The 15,390-nt window shown below is 61.4% G+C and carries 15 protein-coding genes; 11 read left to right on the forward strand and 4 right to left on the reverse strand.

Going from position 1 to position 15,390, the window contains the following annotated elements; all coding sequences use genetic code 11:
* The first annotated feature begins 10 nt into the window (after window positions 1-10).
* From CCGE531_RS03100 to CCGE531_RS03120, 5 genes are all read left to right on the forward strand, one after another.
* Window positions 11-664: a TetR family transcriptional regulator gene (locus CCGE531_RS03100; protein WP_120662873.1), complete on the forward strand. Its 654-nt coding sequence runs from the start codon at window positions 11-13 to the stop codon at window positions 662-664.
* A gap of 244 nt (window positions 665-908) precedes the next feature.
* The gene (locus CCGE531_RS03105; protein WP_120662874.1) at window positions 909-1,790 is read left to right on the forward strand and encodes an aldo/keto reductase; all 882 of its coding nucleotides are present in this window, start codon (window positions 909-911) and stop codon (window positions 1,788-1,790) included.
* A gap of 560 nt (window positions 1,791-2,350) precedes the next feature.
* Window positions 2,351-3,655, forward strand: coding sequence for an alpha/beta hydrolase (locus CCGE531_RS03110; protein WP_205586465.1), 1,305 nt, complete (start codon window positions 2,351-2,353; stop codon window positions 3,653-3,655).
* Window positions 3,656-3,890: 235 nt separating this feature from the next.
* Window positions 3,891-4,601: an SDR family oxidoreductase gene (locus CCGE531_RS03115; RefSeq protein ID WP_120666431.1), complete on the forward strand. Its 711-nt coding sequence runs from the start codon at window positions 3,891-3,893 to the stop codon at window positions 4,599-4,601.
* 14 nt (window positions 4,602-4,615) lie between these two features.
* Window positions 4,616-5,653: a 4-hydroxyproline epimerase gene (locus tag CCGE531_RS03120; protein ID WP_120662875.1), complete on the forward strand. Its 1,038-nt coding sequence runs from the start codon at window positions 4,616-4,618 to the stop codon at window positions 5,651-5,653.
* A 221-nt stretch (window positions 5,654-5,874) separates the two neighbouring features.
* Here the strand turns inward: CCGE531_RS03120 and CCGE531_RS03125 are convergent, their stop codons facing one another.
* Both CCGE531_RS03125 and CCGE531_RS03130 read right to left on the reverse strand, forming a co-directional pair.
* Window positions 5,875-6,309, reverse strand: coding sequence for an RbsD/FucU family protein (locus CCGE531_RS03125; RefSeq protein WP_120662876.1), 435 nt, complete (start codon window positions 6,307-6,309; stop codon window positions 5,875-5,877).
* Window positions 6,293-7,540 carry an ROK family transcriptional regulator gene (locus CCGE531_RS03130; RefSeq protein WP_120662877.1) on the reverse strand — a complete coding sequence of 416 codons (1,248 nt, stop codon included), beginning with the start codon at window positions 7,538-7,540 and terminating at the stop codon, window positions 6,293-6,295. Before CCGE531_RS03130 ends, CCGE531_RS03125 begins: the two co-directional genes overlap by 17 nt.
* Window positions 7,541-7,786: 246 nt before the next feature.
* Between CCGE531_RS03130 and CCGE531_RS03135 the strand changes: the two genes are divergently transcribed.
* The 6 genes from CCGE531_RS03135 (at window position 7,787) to CCGE531_RS03160 (ending at window position 14,004) form a co-directional block, all read left to right on the forward strand.
* A complete protein-coding gene (locus tag CCGE531_RS03135; protein WP_120662878.1) occupies window positions 7,787-8,812 on the forward strand; it encodes a sugar ABC transporter substrate-binding protein in 1,026 nt (341 codons plus the stop codon).
* 178 nt (window positions 8,813-8,990) lie between these two features.
* Window positions 8,991-10,055, forward strand: a complete 1,065-nt coding sequence (locus CCGE531_RS03140) for an ABC transporter permease (RefSeq protein WP_120662879.1) — start codon at window positions 8,991-8,993, stop codon at window positions 10,053-10,055.
* Window positions 10,031-10,840: an ATP-binding cassette domain-containing protein gene (locus CCGE531_RS03145; protein ID WP_205586466.1), complete on the forward strand. Its 810-nt coding sequence runs from the start codon at window positions 10,031-10,033 to the stop codon at window positions 10,838-10,840. Before CCGE531_RS03140 ends, CCGE531_RS03145 begins: the two co-directional genes overlap by 25 nt.
* On the forward strand, window positions 10,837-11,469 hold the full coding sequence (locus tag CCGE531_RS03150) for a nucleoside triphosphate hydrolase (RefSeq protein ID WP_120662880.1): 633 nt from the start codon (window positions 10,837-10,839) through the stop codon (window positions 11,467-11,469). Before CCGE531_RS03145 ends, CCGE531_RS03150 begins: the two co-directional genes overlap by 4 nt.
* 143 nt (window positions 11,470-11,612) lie before the next feature.
* Entirely contained in the window at window positions 11,613-12,653 is a 1,041-nt protein-coding gene (gene pyrC, locus CCGE531_RS03155; protein WP_120666434.1) for a dihydroorotase, read from the forward strand.
* Between the two features lie 199 nt (window positions 12,654-12,852).
* Window positions 12,853-14,004 carry a GGDEF domain-containing protein gene (locus CCGE531_RS03160; RefSeq protein ID WP_120666436.1) on the forward strand — a complete coding sequence of 384 codons (1,152 nt, stop codon included), beginning with the start codon at window positions 12,853-12,855 and terminating at the stop codon, window positions 14,002-14,004.
* 16 nt (window positions 14,005-14,020) lie between these two features.
* Here the strand turns inward: CCGE531_RS03160 and CCGE531_RS03165 are convergent, their stop codons facing one another.
* Window positions 14,021-14,500 (reverse strand): anthrone oxygenase family protein, encoded by a 480-nt coding sequence (locus tag CCGE531_RS03165; protein WP_120662881.1) that lies wholly within the window; start codon window positions 14,498-14,500, stop codon window positions 14,021-14,023.
* Window positions 14,497-15,327, reverse strand: a complete 831-nt coding sequence (locus CCGE531_RS03170) for an NmrA family NAD(P)-binding protein (protein ID WP_120662882.1) — start codon at window positions 15,325-15,327, stop codon at window positions 14,497-14,499. The genes CCGE531_RS03165 and CCGE531_RS03170 overlap by 4 nt, the downstream gene beginning before the upstream one ends.
* Window positions 15,328-15,390 lie beyond the last annotated feature (63 nt).

Genomic DNA, 15,390 nt, shown 5'->3' on the forward strand with positions numbered 1-15,390 from the left:
GGGGTAGTGGATGGCGGAAAAGCCGGATGTGGATATCGCGGTGAAGGAAGGCCGGCGCGAGCGCAAGCGCCGTCAGACCCGCGAACGCATCGAATCCGTCGCCCTGAAACTCTTTCTCGAGCGTGGCTTCGATGCCACCACCATCGAGGATATCACCGAAGCCGCCGACGTTTCCAAGCGCAGTTTCTTCGATTACTTCCCCAGCAAGGAGGATGTAGTCACCGCCTGGCAGGATAGTTTCTCCGGCGAGCTCATTCATGCCGTGGCTGCCCAGCCACCGGATGCCTCTCTTTTCGAGGTCGTCGAGGCAGCCATCCATGCTGCCCTTCGCGCCGCCACGGCGGATCCCCAGCGCCTCGCGCTGGTGGCCTTGATCAGCGACACCCCGGCGCTCCGCGCGCGTGATCAGCTGAAATACGTCAAGCTGGAAAGGAAGCTTGCGGACGCCCTGCATGCCCGCGGGCGTGGCGGCGAGGAAGAGCGTTTCCGCTTGAGCATCCTCGCGGCGGTCGTCGTCACCATGCTGCGTGTGGGCGGCGAGCGTTGGAGCGCGGCTCGGCAGACGGTTTCGCTGGAAGAATTCGCGGAGAACATGTTCGACGAGCTTTGGACGGCACTTGCCGATCTTGGCGGACAGGCTGAGATCCGTACACGCACCACTTGATCTCGATCCGGGTGATGTAGCCGGCGGCGATCGCGGCCGATCGCAAATGAAGCGCGAACGCTTGCGGACTGTGTATTCATCTCGCTGCCGCGCATTGTACAAGTCGCGATGCTGCCCCATGTAGTATCGGTCGCGACGCCCATTCTCTCCCTCGCGAAAAATTCGATTTGCCCGTCAAATCTCGGCTCCTCCCCGGATGCCGAAACGCAAAACACATTTCAGACCAGCAAAAGGGACTATAACCATGTCAGCATTCGATGCAGCCAAGTCCGGTCAGTTCAAGATCGGCGGTGACCTCCCCGTTCATCGTCTCGGTTTCGGTGCCATGCGCATCACCGGTGCCGGGATCTGGGGCGAGCCCGAAGACCATGACGAAGCCGTCCGCACGCTGAGGCGCCTGCCGGAACTCGGCATCAATTTCATCGATACGGCAGACTCCTATGGCCCGGACGTCTCCGAACGCTTGATCAAGGAGGCGCTCCACCCCTATGGCCACGGTCTCGTCGTCGCGACCAAGGGCGGGCTCACCCGCACAGGTCCGAACGTATGGGTGCCTTTGGGCCGTCCCGAATATCTGATCCAGCAAGCGCACAAGAGCCTGCACAATCTCGGCGTTGACCGCATCGATCTCTGGCAGCTCCATCGCATCGACCCCAAGGTGCCGGCGGCTGAGCAATTCGACGCCGTGAAATCGTTGCTGGATGACGGTATCATCCGCCATGCCGGCTTGAGCGAAGTCTCCGTTGCCGACATCGAGGAAGCATCGAAGCGTTTCAAGGTGGTGACGGTGCAGAACCGCTACAATCTGGTCGATCGCACCAGCGAAGACGTGCTCGACTATTGCGAAAGGCATGGCATCGGCTTCATTCCCTGGTTCCCGCTGGCCGCCGGCGATCTCGCCAAGGAAGGCTCGCTGCTCGACAGCATTGCCAGGAAGCACAATGCCGCGCCGAGCCAGATCGCGCTTGCCTGGGTGCTGAAGCGCAGCCCGGTTATGCTGCCCATCCCCGGAACGGGCAAGGTCAAGCACCTCGAGGAAAACACCGCGGCGGTCGATATCGTCCTTTCCGACGAGGAGTTTGCCGCGCTGGACGCCGAAGGCAAGAAGGCGTTCAAGGCGGCCTGAGCCGAAAATTGTTTGGCCGGAGGGGCATGTGCTCCCCCGGCCGAGAGGTTGCCGAGGTGTCGGCCCGGCGCGACTTCCTTGCAAAAGCGGCCATCACAATCATGTGAATCACAGGTTTCGGCAAATTTCGACTGGAAAATAGGCGATAAAATGCCCAAATTGCCGGTGCTATGCGGGATTTTTGGCCTATGCGCATAAAAGCAATGCGCTTAGCGCATTGCTGCATTGCGAAAGCCGATCTGTTCATCCCGACCCTCTCGTTATATCTATTTGTTCGAAGGCAGCGCACTCCTCCTCCCAGCGCTCCTTCAATGATTGGCAACACTCCTCCTCCCAGTTGCCAATCCGGATCAAGAGCCCGATGCATCCTCCTCCCGCATCGGGCTCTTTTTTATTTTCAGCCCGATTATCAGTTAGCGGTGTTGGACGATAGCGTTGCGCCTTTGCAATGCCGTCGCGAATTAGCATCGCGTCATGAGCCAAAGAACCGCTGGAGCCGCTTGCGCCGTGGATATGCATGCGTAGAGTGGCGCAACATTCTGGCGGTAAGGAAAGGTTGCATGATGCAGCGCATGGCGGGTTCGCACCGATGGGGAAGGGCGCTTTTCCGAACCGCGGCCATGGTTGTGACCTTGTCTCTGGCCGCCTGTGGCCGCCCGATCGGCGTCATGCAGCCTGTTTCCGAAAACGTGCCGGGCACATCGAAGGTCGATCTCCTCGTCGCCACCACGCGCCTGCCGGACAAGGATCCGTCAATTCTTTTCTCGGGCGAACGTGGGCCAGGGCTGAAGGTGGATGCCGTCAGCGTTTCCATCCCGCCCGAGGCCAATCGCAAGGTCGGCCAGGTCCAGTGGCCGAGCCGCTTGCCCGGCAACCCCTTGAAGAATTTCGTTACCGTCGCCGTCAAGCCGCTGGCGGGCGAAACGGAGGGACGCGCCTGGGTGCATGCGGAGCTGCCGAAGGACAAGCGGGTGCTGATCTTCGTGCATGGCTTCAACAACCGCTATGAGGATGCGGTCTATCGCTTCGCGCAGATTATTCACGATTCGCATGCCGAAGTGGCGCCGATCGTGTTCACCTGGCCGTCGCGCGCCAGCATCTTCGACTATGCCTACGACAAGGAAAGCACCAACTATTCCCGCGATTCGCTTGAAGAACTGCTGCGGCGCGTCGCGGCCGATCCCTCTGTCGGCGATATCACCGTCATGGCGCATTCGATGGGCAGCTGGCTCGCGGTCGAATCCCTCCGGCAGATGGCGATCCGTAACGGCCGCGTCGCGCCGAAGATCAAGAACGTCATTCTGGCCTCTCCCGATCTCGACGTCGATGTCTTCGGGCGGCAGTTCGCGGCACTCGGCAAGGACAAGCCGCATTTCACGCTGTTCGTTTCGCGTGACGACCGCGCGCTCTCCCTCTCAAGGCGCATTTCCGGCAATATCGACCGCCTCGGCCAGATCGATCCAGCGGCCGAACCCTATCGCAGCGAACTGGAGAAGCAGGGCATCACCGTGCTCGATCTTACCAAGCTCAAGACCGGCGATGGCCTGAACCATGGCAAGTTCGCCGAAAGCCCGGAAGTGGTGAAGCTGATCGGGGCGCGGCTGATCGCCGGCCAGACGATCACCGATTCCGATGTCGGTATCGGCGATGCGGTCGGCGCCGTCGCCATGGGGGCTGCGCAAACGGTCGGCAGCGTGGCGGGCGCGGCGGTCAGCGCCCCGATTGCCATCTTCGATCCGCGCACCCGTCGGAACTATGGCGAACAATGGCGCCGTGTCGGTGCTTCCGCCGGCAATACCGTCGGCTCGCTGGGCGATAGCGTCGAGACGACCGGGAGCAATGTCGGGGAAGCACTGAAGCAATAACGCTATTGTCACGCGATGCCGAAGCCCATCGCGACCCTTCAACCCGCCTGAAAACGCCATAGCCACCTTGCTCAATCTGATATATCAGAGAGTCGCATCGGTTGACGCGCGACCTACTTGTGAGTGGCTTCAGACATGGGCGGCGACAGCCCAACCGGTGGCCGATATGATGGCCGGCATAAGGTCCACGGTCGACATGGCGCCGTTCCGCATCAACCGCTACCAGGAGGAAACAATGTCCGATATCGAAAAGCCCGTTGCACTGATCACCGGCGGTGGCCGCGGCATGGGTGAAGCGATCGCCCGCGAGCTTGCCGCCAATGGCTATCGCCTGGCGCTGATGTCGCCATCGGAGAGCTGCGAGACGCTGGCGGCCGAACTCGGCGGCGTCGCCTCGCGCGGCGTGGCGGAAAAGGCCGAGGATATCCAGGCGGTCTTCGATCTGGCGATGAAGAGCTATGGCCGCATCGACGCCGTGGTCAATCATACCGGCCATCCGCCGAAGGGCGATCTGCTCGATATCTCGGACGAGAGCTGGACGCTCGGCTCCGATATGATGATCCTGTCGCTCGTGCGCATGGCGAGGCTGGTGACGCCGGTCATGCTGAAGCAGGGCAAGGGCGCCTTCGTCAACATCACCACCTTTGCCGCCTACGAGCCGTCGCTGGTCTTCCCGGTATCCTGCACCTATCGCGCCGCGGCCGGCGCCTTCACCAAGCTCTATTCCGATCGCTATGCGGCCGACAATATCCGCATGAACTGCATCCTGCCCGGCTATATCGACAGCCTGAACCACAAGCCGGAAACCGCCGACAAAGTGCCGATGAAGCGCATCGGCCTGATGAGCGAGATCGCCAAGACGGCAGCCTTCCTGCTGTCGGATGGCGCCGGTTACATTACCGGCCAGAATATCCGCGTCGATGGCGGCATTACGCGACACGTCTGATTGGAGCATATGAGATGAGATGGAAGCGCACGATCCAGCTGCTGGATGTTCATTGCGAGGGAGAAATCGGCAGGGTTGCCATCGGCGGCGTGCCGAAGATCCCGGGCAACAGCATTGCCGAGCAGCTGCATTGGCTGAATACCGATCCCAAGGGCCAGGAGCTGCGCCGCTTTCTCGTGCTGGAGCCGCGCGGCGCGCCGATCGGCTCCGTCAACCTGCTGCTGCCGGCGAAGCACCCCGACGCCGATGCCGGTTTCATCATCCTGCAGCCGGATCAGGCGCATGCGAGCTCGGGTTCGAATTCCATCTGCGTGACCACGGCCCTGCTCGAATCCGGTATCGTCGAGATGAAGGAGCCGGAAACGGTGGTCACGCTCGATACGGCCGCCGGCCTTGTCCGCGCCACGGCGACCTGCCGCGACGGCCGTTGCGAGAAGGTGCGGCTGACCATGGTGCCGTCCTTCGTGCATGAGCTGGACGTCGAGCTCGACACGCCGCAATGGGGTAAGATCAAGCTCGATCTCTGCTATGGCGGCATCTTCTATGGGCTCGTCGATGTCGGCCAGATTGGTCTGACGATCGAAAAGACCAATGCGGCGGCCCTCGTTCAGGCCGGCATGATCATCAAGGATGCGATAAATCGGGCAATGACCGTGGTTCATCCGGAAATTCCGGCGATCTCGGGCGTCGCCTATGTGATGTTCCGCGACATCGACGCCGATGGCGCTATTCGCACCTGCACGACCATGTGGCCCGGCCGCGCCGACCGCTCGCCCTGCGGCACGGGCAACTCCGCCAATCTGGCGACCCTGCATGCTCGCGGCAAGGCCAAGGTCGGCGATGTCTTCAAATCCCGCTCGATCATCGGTTCGGAGTTCGAGGTGGGCTTGCAGGCGGTGACCGAGGTCGCCGGCAGGCCGGCCATTATCCCGACGATCACCGGCCGCGGCTTCACCTTCGGTCTCAGCCAGGTGGCGCTCGATCCCTTCGACCCCATGGCGGAAGGCTTCGCCATGACGGATGTCTGGGGGCCTTCGGCGGGGGATATTTGAGAGAGGGCAATCGACTCCCGTCGCATGGAAAGTTTTGCCCCTCACCCTAACCCTCTCCCCGCATGCGGGGTGAGGGGACTAGTTCTGCATTCTCGTCTAAGTAAATTGCTGGTAGGGAGAGGCTGTGGGTGCGTCCATCCCCTTCGCCCCGCTTGCGGGGAGAGGTGGCCGCCCTTCGACAAGCTCAGGGCGCCGGATGAGGGGCCTTTTCGGCCAACCTCCTACCCCTTCGGATAAATCACACCCTTGCGCAGGATGATATTGCCATAGAGCCTTGGCTCGCTGGTCTGTATCAGCGCATGCGCCTGCTTCACCCGCTCGTAGAATTCCGCCGGCAGCAGCGGCACGACCCTGATCTCGGGCACATGCCGGGCGCAGCACTCGATCATCTCGGCGTGGACGGGATCGACGGCGTCGCGGTCCTGACGGACGGTGGCGCGGAAAATCGCCTGCGGCACGAAATCGTCGATCGGCAGCACGCTCAGCACGGCATCGAGCACGCGGATGACGCCGTGGCCGTCGAGACGGATGAGGCGGCGCCCATGCTCGAGGCCGGGATAGTTGCCGTCGACAAGAGCGATTTCGTCGCCATGGCCCATGGCGCGCAGTGTCGCCAGCAGCTCGGGGCTCAATAGCGGGTCAATGCCCTTCAGCATGCTCAATCTCCTTGAAAAGAACGTTCTGGTCGATCAGGTAGCGCGCGAAGATCGGCAGGCTGGCGGCGCCGATGGCGCGTGCCTGTGGCCCCACGGCCCCCTCGATGATCTCGGGCATAACGACGCCTTGGAGATCGAGTTCCGCGGCCGCCCTGGTTGTCGCGCGCACCACGCGTTCCCGCACCCAATCGGGGAAGCCGCCGTCGATGACGGCGGCGCTGAAATCGATGACCGAGGCGGACGCGACGATCGCCTGCGCCAAGGCCTTGGCCGTATCCTGGATCCAGATTTCCAATGGCTCGCCGAAGTCGATCCAATTGTCTGCCGAATACCAGAGAGGTTGCGGGTCGAAGCCATGATCGCGCAAAAGGTTCTCGAGCACGAAGATCGAGGCGATTTCCAGAAGCTGGCGGTTCTCGCCATTACGGCCGCGCACGGGCAGCGGGCCGAGCGCACCGGCCGTGCCGGTCCGTCCGACGAAGGTCGACGAATTAAGGACGATGCCGCCGCCGAGGAAGGAGCCGATGAAGAAATAGACGAAATCCGGATAGCGTGGGCCGACGCCGAAGACGAGTTCGGCGCCGCAGGCACTGGTGGCGTCGTTCTGCAGCATCACGGGGTAGGGCACGCGCGAGGCGATTTCGGCCCGCAGGTCGAAGCCGCGCCAGACGTCCATGGCCCCGGGCGGCGATCCGACCTGCTCGGCCCAATTCCACAGTTCGAACGGCGCGGCGACGCCGATCCCGGCGATTTTCTGCCGCTGGTCCTCGCTGAGGCGTCCCTCCAGCTTCCATACGCCGGCCGTGACGAAGGCGAGAATGTCCTGCGGCATGGGATAGGGATAGGTTTGATGAAGCTGCATCCTGATGCCGCCGACAAAATCCATCAGCACCAGATCGGCGCTGCGCCGGCCGATCTTCACTCCGAAGGAGAGCACCGCGTCAGGGTTGAGGCGCATGGGAATGGATGGCTGCCCGACGCGCCCGCGAACAGGTGCGTCGCGAGACAATAGGCCGTCCTTCTCCAGTTCCCGCATGATGACGGAAACGGTTTGCGCCGAAAGGCCGCTGCGCCTGGCGATATCGGCCTTCGAAAGCGCGCCGTGACGGCGCACGAGCGACAGGACGAGCCGTTCGTTATGGGCGCGCACGCCGAGCTGGTTCGCACCCCCGCTGGGGTCGAGAATCGCTGGTGTTGTGGGTGTTTCCTCAGGGTCGTGCACGAGAGACATGAGCCTGCTCCTTCCATCATGGCCATGCCTTAATTTTTTCCAGAATGCCACATCGAATTAATAATTCAATCCGATTTATTTATTGACAGGTCGAAATCTTTAGGCTCAGATATGGGCGTTGAGGATGTGCATATGGCCTTGGAGGAGGTCCACCGAAAATAATCCGACAGGCATTGCGCATCTCTACGCCGGGCTCCGCTCCGTGATTGCCGGACGGTCTGGCCTTTCAAACATCGGGAGGATTGAATGAAGAAATCTGTTATTTCCGCCGCGCTCGCCGCTCTTGCGATCGGCGTTGCCTTCGCCGCACCCGCCAAGGCTGCCGGCGTATCCGCCTGCCTCATCACCAAGACCGATACCAATCCCTTCTTCGTCAAGATGAAGGAAGGCGCGACCGCCAAGGCCAAGGAACTCGGCGTGACGCTGAAGTCCTATGCCGGCAAGATCGACGGTGACAGCGAAAGCCAGGTCGCCGCCATCGAAAGCTGCATCGCCAGCGGCGCCAAGGGTATTCTGATCACCGCTTCCGACACGAAGGGCATCGTTTCCTCGGTCAAGAAGGCACGCGATGCCGGCCTGCTGGTCATCGCGCTTGACACGCCTCTGGAACCGGCTGACGCCGCCGACGCGACCTTCGCCACCGACAACCTTCTTGCCGGCAAGCTGATCGGCGAATGGGCTAACAAGACGCTGGGCGCCAAGGCCAAGGACGCCAAGATCGGCTTCCTCGACCTGACGCCGTCGCAGCCTTCCGTCGACGTGCTGCGCGACCAGGGCTTCATGATCGGCTTCGGCATCGACCCGAAGGATCCGAACAAGATCGGCGACGAAACCGATGCGCGCATCGTCGGCCATGATGTCACCAACGGCAACGAGGAAGGTGGCCGCAAGGCCATGGAAAACCTCCTGCAGAAGGATTCCAGCATCAACGTCATCCACACGATCAACGAACCGGCCGCTGTCGGCGCCTATCAGGCCCTGAAGGCCGTCGGTTTGGAAAAGCAGGTTCTGATCGTGTCCGTTGACGGCGGTTGCCCGGGTGTCAAGTCCGTCAAGGAAGGCGTGATCGGCGCCACGTCACAGCAGTATCCGTTGATGATGGCTGCCCTCGGCGTCGAGGCGATCAAGAAGTTCGCCGATAACGGCGAAAAGCCGAAGCCGACCGAAGGCAAGTCCTTCTTCGACACCGGCGTCTCGCTGGTGACGGACAAGCCGGTTTCCGGCCTGAAGTCGATCGACACCAAGGAAGGCACGGCAAAGTGCTGGGGCTAAGCCTCATCCTGAATTTGGCGTGATCCAATCCGAAAGCCGCTTCACACTTTTCGCTGAAGCGGTCCTTCGGTTCGCGATTGTGCCTTCCTGACATCAACGCCGGCCGGACCTCAGATCCGGCCGGTTTCAACACCCGGCGGTTTCCGCGTATAATTCGGCGCGGCAGCGGAGGAATACAATGACCGGAGCACAGGAATTCGAGCGTGTTCTCGATGGCAGCGACAAGAATGTCGCCTCGTTCGAGCACCAGGATGTTTCTCTTCTCAAACGCATGCAGCATTTCTTGCATTCGACGCCGGCCGCCGTGCCGTTGATCGTATTGGTGATGGCGATCATTATCTTCGGCTTTGCCATCGGCGGGCGGTTCTTTTCCGCCTATACATTGACGCTAATCCTGCAGCAGATCGCGATCGTCGGCATTCTCGGTGCCGCCCAGACGCTGGTCATCCTGACCGCCGGCATCGATCTGTCGATCGGCGTGATCATGGTCATTTCCTCCGTCGTCATGGGCAACGTCGCCGTCACTTACGGCCTGCCGACGCCGGTCGCCATTATCGCCGGCATGGCCGCGGGCGGCCTCTGTGGGTTGCTCAACGGTTTCCTCGTCGCCAACATGAAGCTGCCGCCGTTCATCGTGACGCTCGGCACCTGGAATATCGTCATGGCGACGAATTTCATCTATTCCGCCAATGAAACCATCCGCGATACCGATGTCGATGAAAAGGCGCCGCTCCTGCATCTCTTCGCGGTCAGCTTCCGGCTTGGCGGCGCGGTGCTGACCGTCGGCGTCATCGCCATGGTGCTGCTGGTGTTGGGCCTATGGTATATTCTCAATCACACGGCCTGGGGCCGGCATGTCTATGCTGTCGGCGATGATCCGGAAGCGGCGAAATTGTCGGGCATCCAGACCAAGAAGGTGCTGCTCGCCGTCTATGGTGTTTCGGGACTGATCGCGGCCTTTGCCGCCTGGGTTTCGATCGGCCGCAACGGCTCGGTCTCACCATCGTCGGCCGTGACGGACTTCAATCTTCAGGCGATTACCGCGACCGTGATCGGCGGCATCTCGCTCTTCGGCGGCCGTGGCTCGATCCTCGGCACGCTCTTCGGCGCCATGATCGTCGGCGTCGTCTCCATGGGCCTCAATATGCTCGGAGCCGATCCGCAGTGGAAGGTCCTCCTGACGGGCGTGCTGATCATCGGCGCCGTCGCGATCGATCAATGGATCAGAAAGGTATCGGCATGACCACGACTGGCGAACCCCTTCTCACCGCGCGTGGCCTCGTCAAGCGCTATGGACGCGTGACCGCGCTCGACAACGCCGATTTCGATCTCTATCCCGGCGAAATCCTTGCTGTTATCGGCGACAACGGCGCCGGAAAATCCTCGCTGATCAAGGCGATTTCCGGCGCGGTGACACCCGATGAAGGCGAGATCATGCTGGAAGGCAAACCTGTTCATTTCAGGTCGCCGATGGAAGCGCGCGAGGCTGGCATCGAAACGGTCTACCAGAACCTGGCGCTGTCGCCGGCGCTCTCGATCGCGGACAACATGTTCCTCGGTCGCGAGATTCGCAAGCCCGGCGTCCTCGGCTCCGTCTTCCGCATGCTCGACCGGCCGGCCATGGAAAAGCGCGCCCGCGACAAGCTCACCGAACTCGGCCTGATGACGATCCAGAACATCAACCAGGCGGTGGAAACGCTCTCCGGCGGCCAGCGCCAGGGTGTCGCCGTGGCGCGTGCCGCCGCCTTCGGTTCCAAGGTCGTCATCATGGACGAGCCGACGGCAGCCCTCGGCGTCAAGGAAAGCCGCAAGGTTCTGGAACTCATCCTCGATGTGCGTGCGCGCGGCTTGCCGATCGTCTTGATCTCGCACAACATGCCGCATGTCTTCGAGGTTGCGGATCGTATCCACATCCATCGCCTCGGACGACGCCTGACCGTCATCAATCCGAAGGAATACACCATGTCCGACGCCGTTGCCTTCATGACCGGCGCCAAGGCGCCGCCGGCGGAGACCGTGGCTGCATGAGCTCATCGCTCGAGGACATTGCCGGCGAGATCATCGCGCGCGCCGGCAATGCCAGACGCTTCCTGGTGGCGATTGCCGGCCCTCCCGGCGCCGGCAAGTCGACGCTGGCCGACAATGTTGCCAAGGCTTTGAACGCCAGGGGCGAAAGCGCCGAAGTCCTGCCGATGGACGGCTTCCACATGGACAATGCCGTGCTGATCGAGAAGGGACTTCTGAAGCGAAAGGGCGTGCCGGAAAGCTTCGACGTTCGCGCCTTTCTCGATATCGTCAAGGCCGTGCGCACCGCCGATGAGGAGGTGCTGGTACCGGTTTTCGATCGCTCGCGCGAGCTTGCCATCGCCTCGGCTCGCATCGTCCCGGCCGATCACCGCTTCATTGTCGTCGAAGGAAACTACCTGCTGTTCAGCCAGGGCAAATGGGCGGAACTGGAAGGCCTGTTCGATTATTCGATCATGCTCGCCCCACCCATGGAAGTGCTGGAAGAGCGGCTGTGGGCGCGCTGGAGGGGCTACGATCTCGACGAAGAGGCGGCCAGCGCCAAGGTTTACGGCAACGATCTGCCCAACGGCCGGCTGATTCTGGAAAACCGCCGCCGCGCCGACGTTACCATCGATATCGTGCAGGACTGAACTTCGCCATCATTTAACCGCGGTCGCGGATTGTTTTGCGATGGCGGTTGGTGCTATCGAAGCGCAATATCGAAAAGCACGATCCCGAAAAGGCCGAGGCAGCGTTCGGGCAGGATCGCGCTCACATTCCAGAGGTCGCGCCCATGCAAAAGTTCACCATCCGCCGTCCTGACGACTGGCATCTGCATTTGCGTGACGGAGCCATGCTGGAAGGCGTGATCGGCGATACCTCCAGGCATTTCGCCCGCGCCATCATCATGCCCAATCTCCTGCCGCCCGTCGTGACGACGGCGGACGCCGCTGCCTATCGCGAACGCATCCTTAAAGCGCTGCCGGCCGGTGATCGCTTCCAGCCGCTGATGACGCTCTACCTCACCGAACACACCAGCCCCGACGATGTCGAGGAGGGAAAGAAGAGCGGCCTGATCACGGCGGTCAAGCTCTACCCGGCGGGCGCGACGACCAACTCCCACGGCGGCGTGCGCGATCTGAACAGGGCCATGCCGGTGCTGGAGCGCATGGCGAAGATCGGCCTGCCGCTCTGCGTCCATGGCGAAGTGACGACGCCCGAGGTCGATATTTTCGATCGCGAGGCGGTGTTCATCGAAACCGTGCTCGATCCGCTGCGCCAGCGACTGCCGGAGTTGAAGGTCACGATGGAGCATGTGACCACGTCGGACGGCGTCAACTACATCAAATCGGCGAAGGCAAACCTCGCCGGCTCGATCACGACGCATCACCTGATCATCAACCGCAACGCCATCCTCGTCGGTGGCATTCGTCCGCATTATTACTGCCTACCGGTCGCCAAGCGCGAAAGCCATCGCCTGGCGCTGCGCGCGGCTGCTACGAGCGGCGATACCAGGTTCTTCCTCGGCACGGATTCTGCTCCCCATGTCGATCCGTTGAAGGAGTGCGCCTGCGGTTGCGCCGGTATCTATACTTCGATCAATACTATGAGCTGCCTTGCCCATGTCTTCGAGCAGGAGGGCGCTCTGGAGAGGCTGGAAGCCTTCGCGTCGCTGAACGGACCCGCCTGGTATGGGCTGCCGGCCAACGAGGACAGCATCACCCTGGTGCGCCGCCCCGATGCCGTGACGTTCCCGGCCAAGATCGAAACGGGCGCCGGTCCGGTCACCGTCTTCGATCCCATGTTCCCCCTGCATTGGGATGTTGAAGGCTGAATTTAGATTTAGATTATATAAGTAAATTCAAATTTACACGCAATATTGTAGTAACGCATCCGTATTTGCCGCGATATGGAACGTATATTTTACTGATATATATTTTCTTTATTATTTGCCGTAACCAATTTGATACCCCTTGAAGCCTAGCGTGTCATCGATCCCCTGCGGTAGAAAATGAAACCGTTGAAAGAGCATGATGCTGGTCGACTATAACTCCCTACTTCTGGCCCTCGGCGTTTCCGCGTCCTGCCTCGCGGTCACATTGGTCGGAAGTTGGTTTTCCCGCCGACCTGATACCTTTCTCCTGACGTGCTCTGCCGGCCTTGTGCCTCTCGTCGCCGGGATCTTCATCTACGGCGCCTATGTCGACCAGCCGCGGCCGTTTTTTGCCATCCTGACTTTCGTGCTGTTTTTCATCGGCTTTGCGACCATTTGGATGGCGGGTCATCAGTTCCGCACGCGCCACCTCTCCAAAGCTCGCTTCGCTCTCGGCTGCCTGACCGGCATCGGCGCTTCGGTAGGCCCTATGCTCGCCGGCTACGATGGGCTGGCTTTCATCGGCGACAATATCGTCATCAGTATACTTTTGCTTCTGACGGCGCGCGAATACTGGCTGAGCCGGCGTGAAGCGCCTACGCCCCTTTACGGTATCACCGCGCTTTACACGCTGACCGCCATTTCCTTTGTGCTCTGCGCGACTGTATTGATCGCCGATGGCAAGCTCGTGCTCGGGCACGCGCCGGACAATTGGGCCGAGGATGTCAGTCTTGCCGTCTGCATTGCCGGGATGACCGGGATCGGCGCATTGTCGCTTGCGCTGCACCAGTGGCGCCAGGCCGCGTTCCACCGCCAGGAGGCGATCACCGATTCCCTGACCGGGTTGCTGAACCGCCGGGCCTTGTTCGATCTCTATGGCCGCCGCAGCTTCGGCCCGTCCATGGCCGTCATCATCTTCGACATCGACCGCTTCAAGACGATCAATGATCAGCACGGCCACGCCACCGGCGATCTCGTGCTCAAGCTTTTCGGCCAGGAACTCGCCTTCGGTTTGCGGCCTTCCGACACGGTGGCGCGTCTGGGAGGCGAGGAATTTGCGCTCGTTCTCGACAATGCGCTGCCGGGTCGCGCGGAGCAGGTCGCTGAGCGGGTGCGTGATGCCTTTGCGGCGCGGGCAATCAGCGTCGACGACAAAACTTTGGTCTGCACCGTCAGCGCCGGGGTTGCTACCGGCACAATCAAGGGCCTGGGCTTCGACAACGTTCTTCGCGCTGCCGATAAGGCGCTCTACGAGGCCAAACGCAACGGCCGCAACCGTGTCGAGGTTGCGGCTTATCTGCATGCCGTCTAAAGCGCGTCGCGATCTTTCAGAACAGGGCTTTCACGAAGGCACAGGCGGCCAATAGGGACGCCACCGTGCGTACATGGTTCCACCAGACCCAGTCGCTGAGATAGGTCGACCATAGCTGTGCCGACTCTGCGGAATGGCCGTCGAGCTTGTCGATCGCGTCGTTCAGCGGCACATTGAACACCATGGTCGAAAGAAAGCTCGCGACGATATAGAGCGCCGCACCTGTCAGCATCATTATGCTGATGCCGCCCCGCCAGTAGAGAATTGCCATCACGGCGATGAAGAGCGACAGCGCGGCCGTCAGCAGGAACAGCACGATGAAGGGTGAGCGTACGATCGTCGTGTTGATCGATTGCATGGCGGCGATCCCCTGGTCGACGGGAAGACGGGCGAAGGCCTGCATGATGAAGGTCGAGAAGGCGAAGTAGACGCCGGCGAGAAGGCCGCTGCTGAGTGCTGCGACGATAAGGGCGATATTGGTGATCGGAAAGGTCATGACTGGACACTCCAGATGCCGGTTGCGGCGGTTTGACGGGCATAATCGGAAAAGTCTTTCGCCTGCCTGCCGAGGATCTGCCTGACGCCGTCCATCACGGGCGAGTTGCGGCCGTCGAGCACCTCCGTGAAAAGCTCGCGGAGGAGATCGGTCGTCTCCAGCGGCAGGCCGTAGGCGGTCATCTCGGCGATGAACGCATCGATTGGAACCGTTTCGTATTCGATGGTCCTGTTGGAAGCCGTTGCGATTTCGGAAACCGCCTGGCGAAAGGTCAGGGCGCGCGGTCCCGTCAGCTCGTAGGTCTGGTTGCGGTGACGGGGATCGGTGAGACACTCGACAGCCGCGTCGGCAATGTCGTCGGCATCGACGAAAGGCTCCGGCACATCGCCGGCCGGCAAAGCGAGCTTTCCCTGGAGAAGCCCGTCCACGAAAGCGCCTTCGCTGAAATTCTGGTTGAACCAGCTGGCGCGCAGCACGGTGTAGTCCACACCGACGGCCTTGAGTTTCTCCTCGCTGCGGAGGGCTCCGTCTTCGCCTCGGCCGGAAAGCAGAACGATATGCCCGACACCGGCTTCAGCAGCCGTCTTGGCAAGGGTCGCGATGGCCTCCGCTGCCCAGTCGACCGAAAGGTCCGGCTGGAATGTGACGTAGGCGGCGGAAGAGTCTTCCAGCGCCTTGTGCCAGGTGCTGCGGTCCTGCCAATCAAAACGGGGTGTCGTCGAGCGGGACGCGGCGCGAACCGTGATGCCGCGCTCGTTCAGACGTTCGGCGACGCGGCCGCCGGTTTTTCCCAGTCCGCCGATGATGGCGATGGTCGAGATCTGCATTTCAAGCTCCTCCTGCACAAAATGTGATAAACTCTCTCATTTGCGAAATGTGATAAACTCTCT

Source organism: Rhizobium sp. CCGE531, assembly GCF_003627795.1.
Lineage (GTDB): Bacteria > Pseudomonadota > Alphaproteobacteria > Rhizobiales > Rhizobiaceae > Rhizobium.

Excerpts from the sequence above, each read along its gene's own strand:
- CCGE531_RS03100 (WP_120662873.1), top strand. The coding sequence starts at position 11 with ATGGCGGAAAAGCCGGATGTGGATATCGCGGTGAAGGAAGGCCGGCGC.
- CCGE531_RS03105 (WP_120662874.1), top strand. The coding sequence starts at position 909 with ATGTCAGCATTCGATGCAGCCAAGTCCGGTCAGTTCAAGATCGGCGGT.
- CCGE531_RS03110 (WP_205586465.1), top strand. The coding sequence starts at position 2,351 with ATGATGCAGCGCATGGCGGGTTCGCACCGATGGGGAAGGGCGCTTTTC.
- CCGE531_RS03115 (WP_120666431.1), top strand. The coding sequence starts at position 3,891 with ATGTCCGATATCGAAAAGCCCGTTGCACTGATCACCGGCGGTGGCCGC.
- CCGE531_RS03120 (WP_120662875.1), top strand. The coding sequence starts at position 4,616 with ATGAGATGGAAGCGCACGATCCAGCTGCTGGATGTTCATTGCGAGGGA.
- CCGE531_RS03125 (WP_120662876.1), bottom strand. The coding sequence starts at position 6,309 with ATGCTGAAGGGCATTGACCCGCTATTGAGCCCCGAGCTGCTGGCGACA.
- CCGE531_RS03130 (WP_120662877.1), bottom strand. The coding sequence starts at position 7,540 with ATGTCTCTCGTGCACGACCCTGAGGAAACACCCACAACACCAGCGATT.
- CCGE531_RS03135 (WP_120662878.1), top strand. The coding sequence starts at position 7,787 with ATGAAGAAATCTGTTATTTCCGCCGCGCTCGCCGCTCTTGCGATCGGC.
- CCGE531_RS03140 (WP_120662879.1), top strand. The coding sequence starts at position 8,991 with ATGACCGGAGCACAGGAATTCGAGCGTGTTCTCGATGGCAGCGACAAG.
- CCGE531_RS03145 (WP_205586466.1), top strand. The coding sequence starts at position 10,031 with ATGGATCAGAAAGGTATCGGCATGACCACGACTGGCGAACCCCTTCTC.
- CCGE531_RS03150 (WP_120662880.1), top strand. The coding sequence starts at position 10,837 with ATGAGCTCATCGCTCGAGGACATTGCCGGCGAGATCATCGCGCGCGCC.
- pyrC (WP_120666434.1), top strand. The coding sequence starts at position 11,613 with ATGCAAAAGTTCACCATCCGCCGTCCTGACGACTGGCATCTGCATTTG.
- CCGE531_RS03160 (WP_120666436.1), top strand. The coding sequence starts at position 12,853 with ATGCTGGTCGACTATAACTCCCTACTTCTGGCCCTCGGCGTTTCCGCG.
- CCGE531_RS03165 (WP_120662881.1), bottom strand. The coding sequence starts at position 14,500 with ATGACCTTTCCGATCACCAATATCGCCCTTATCGTCGCAGCACTCAGC.
- CCGE531_RS03170 (WP_120662882.1), bottom strand. The coding sequence starts at position 15,327 with ATGCAGATCTCGACCATCGCCATCATCGGCGGACTGGGAAAAACCGGC.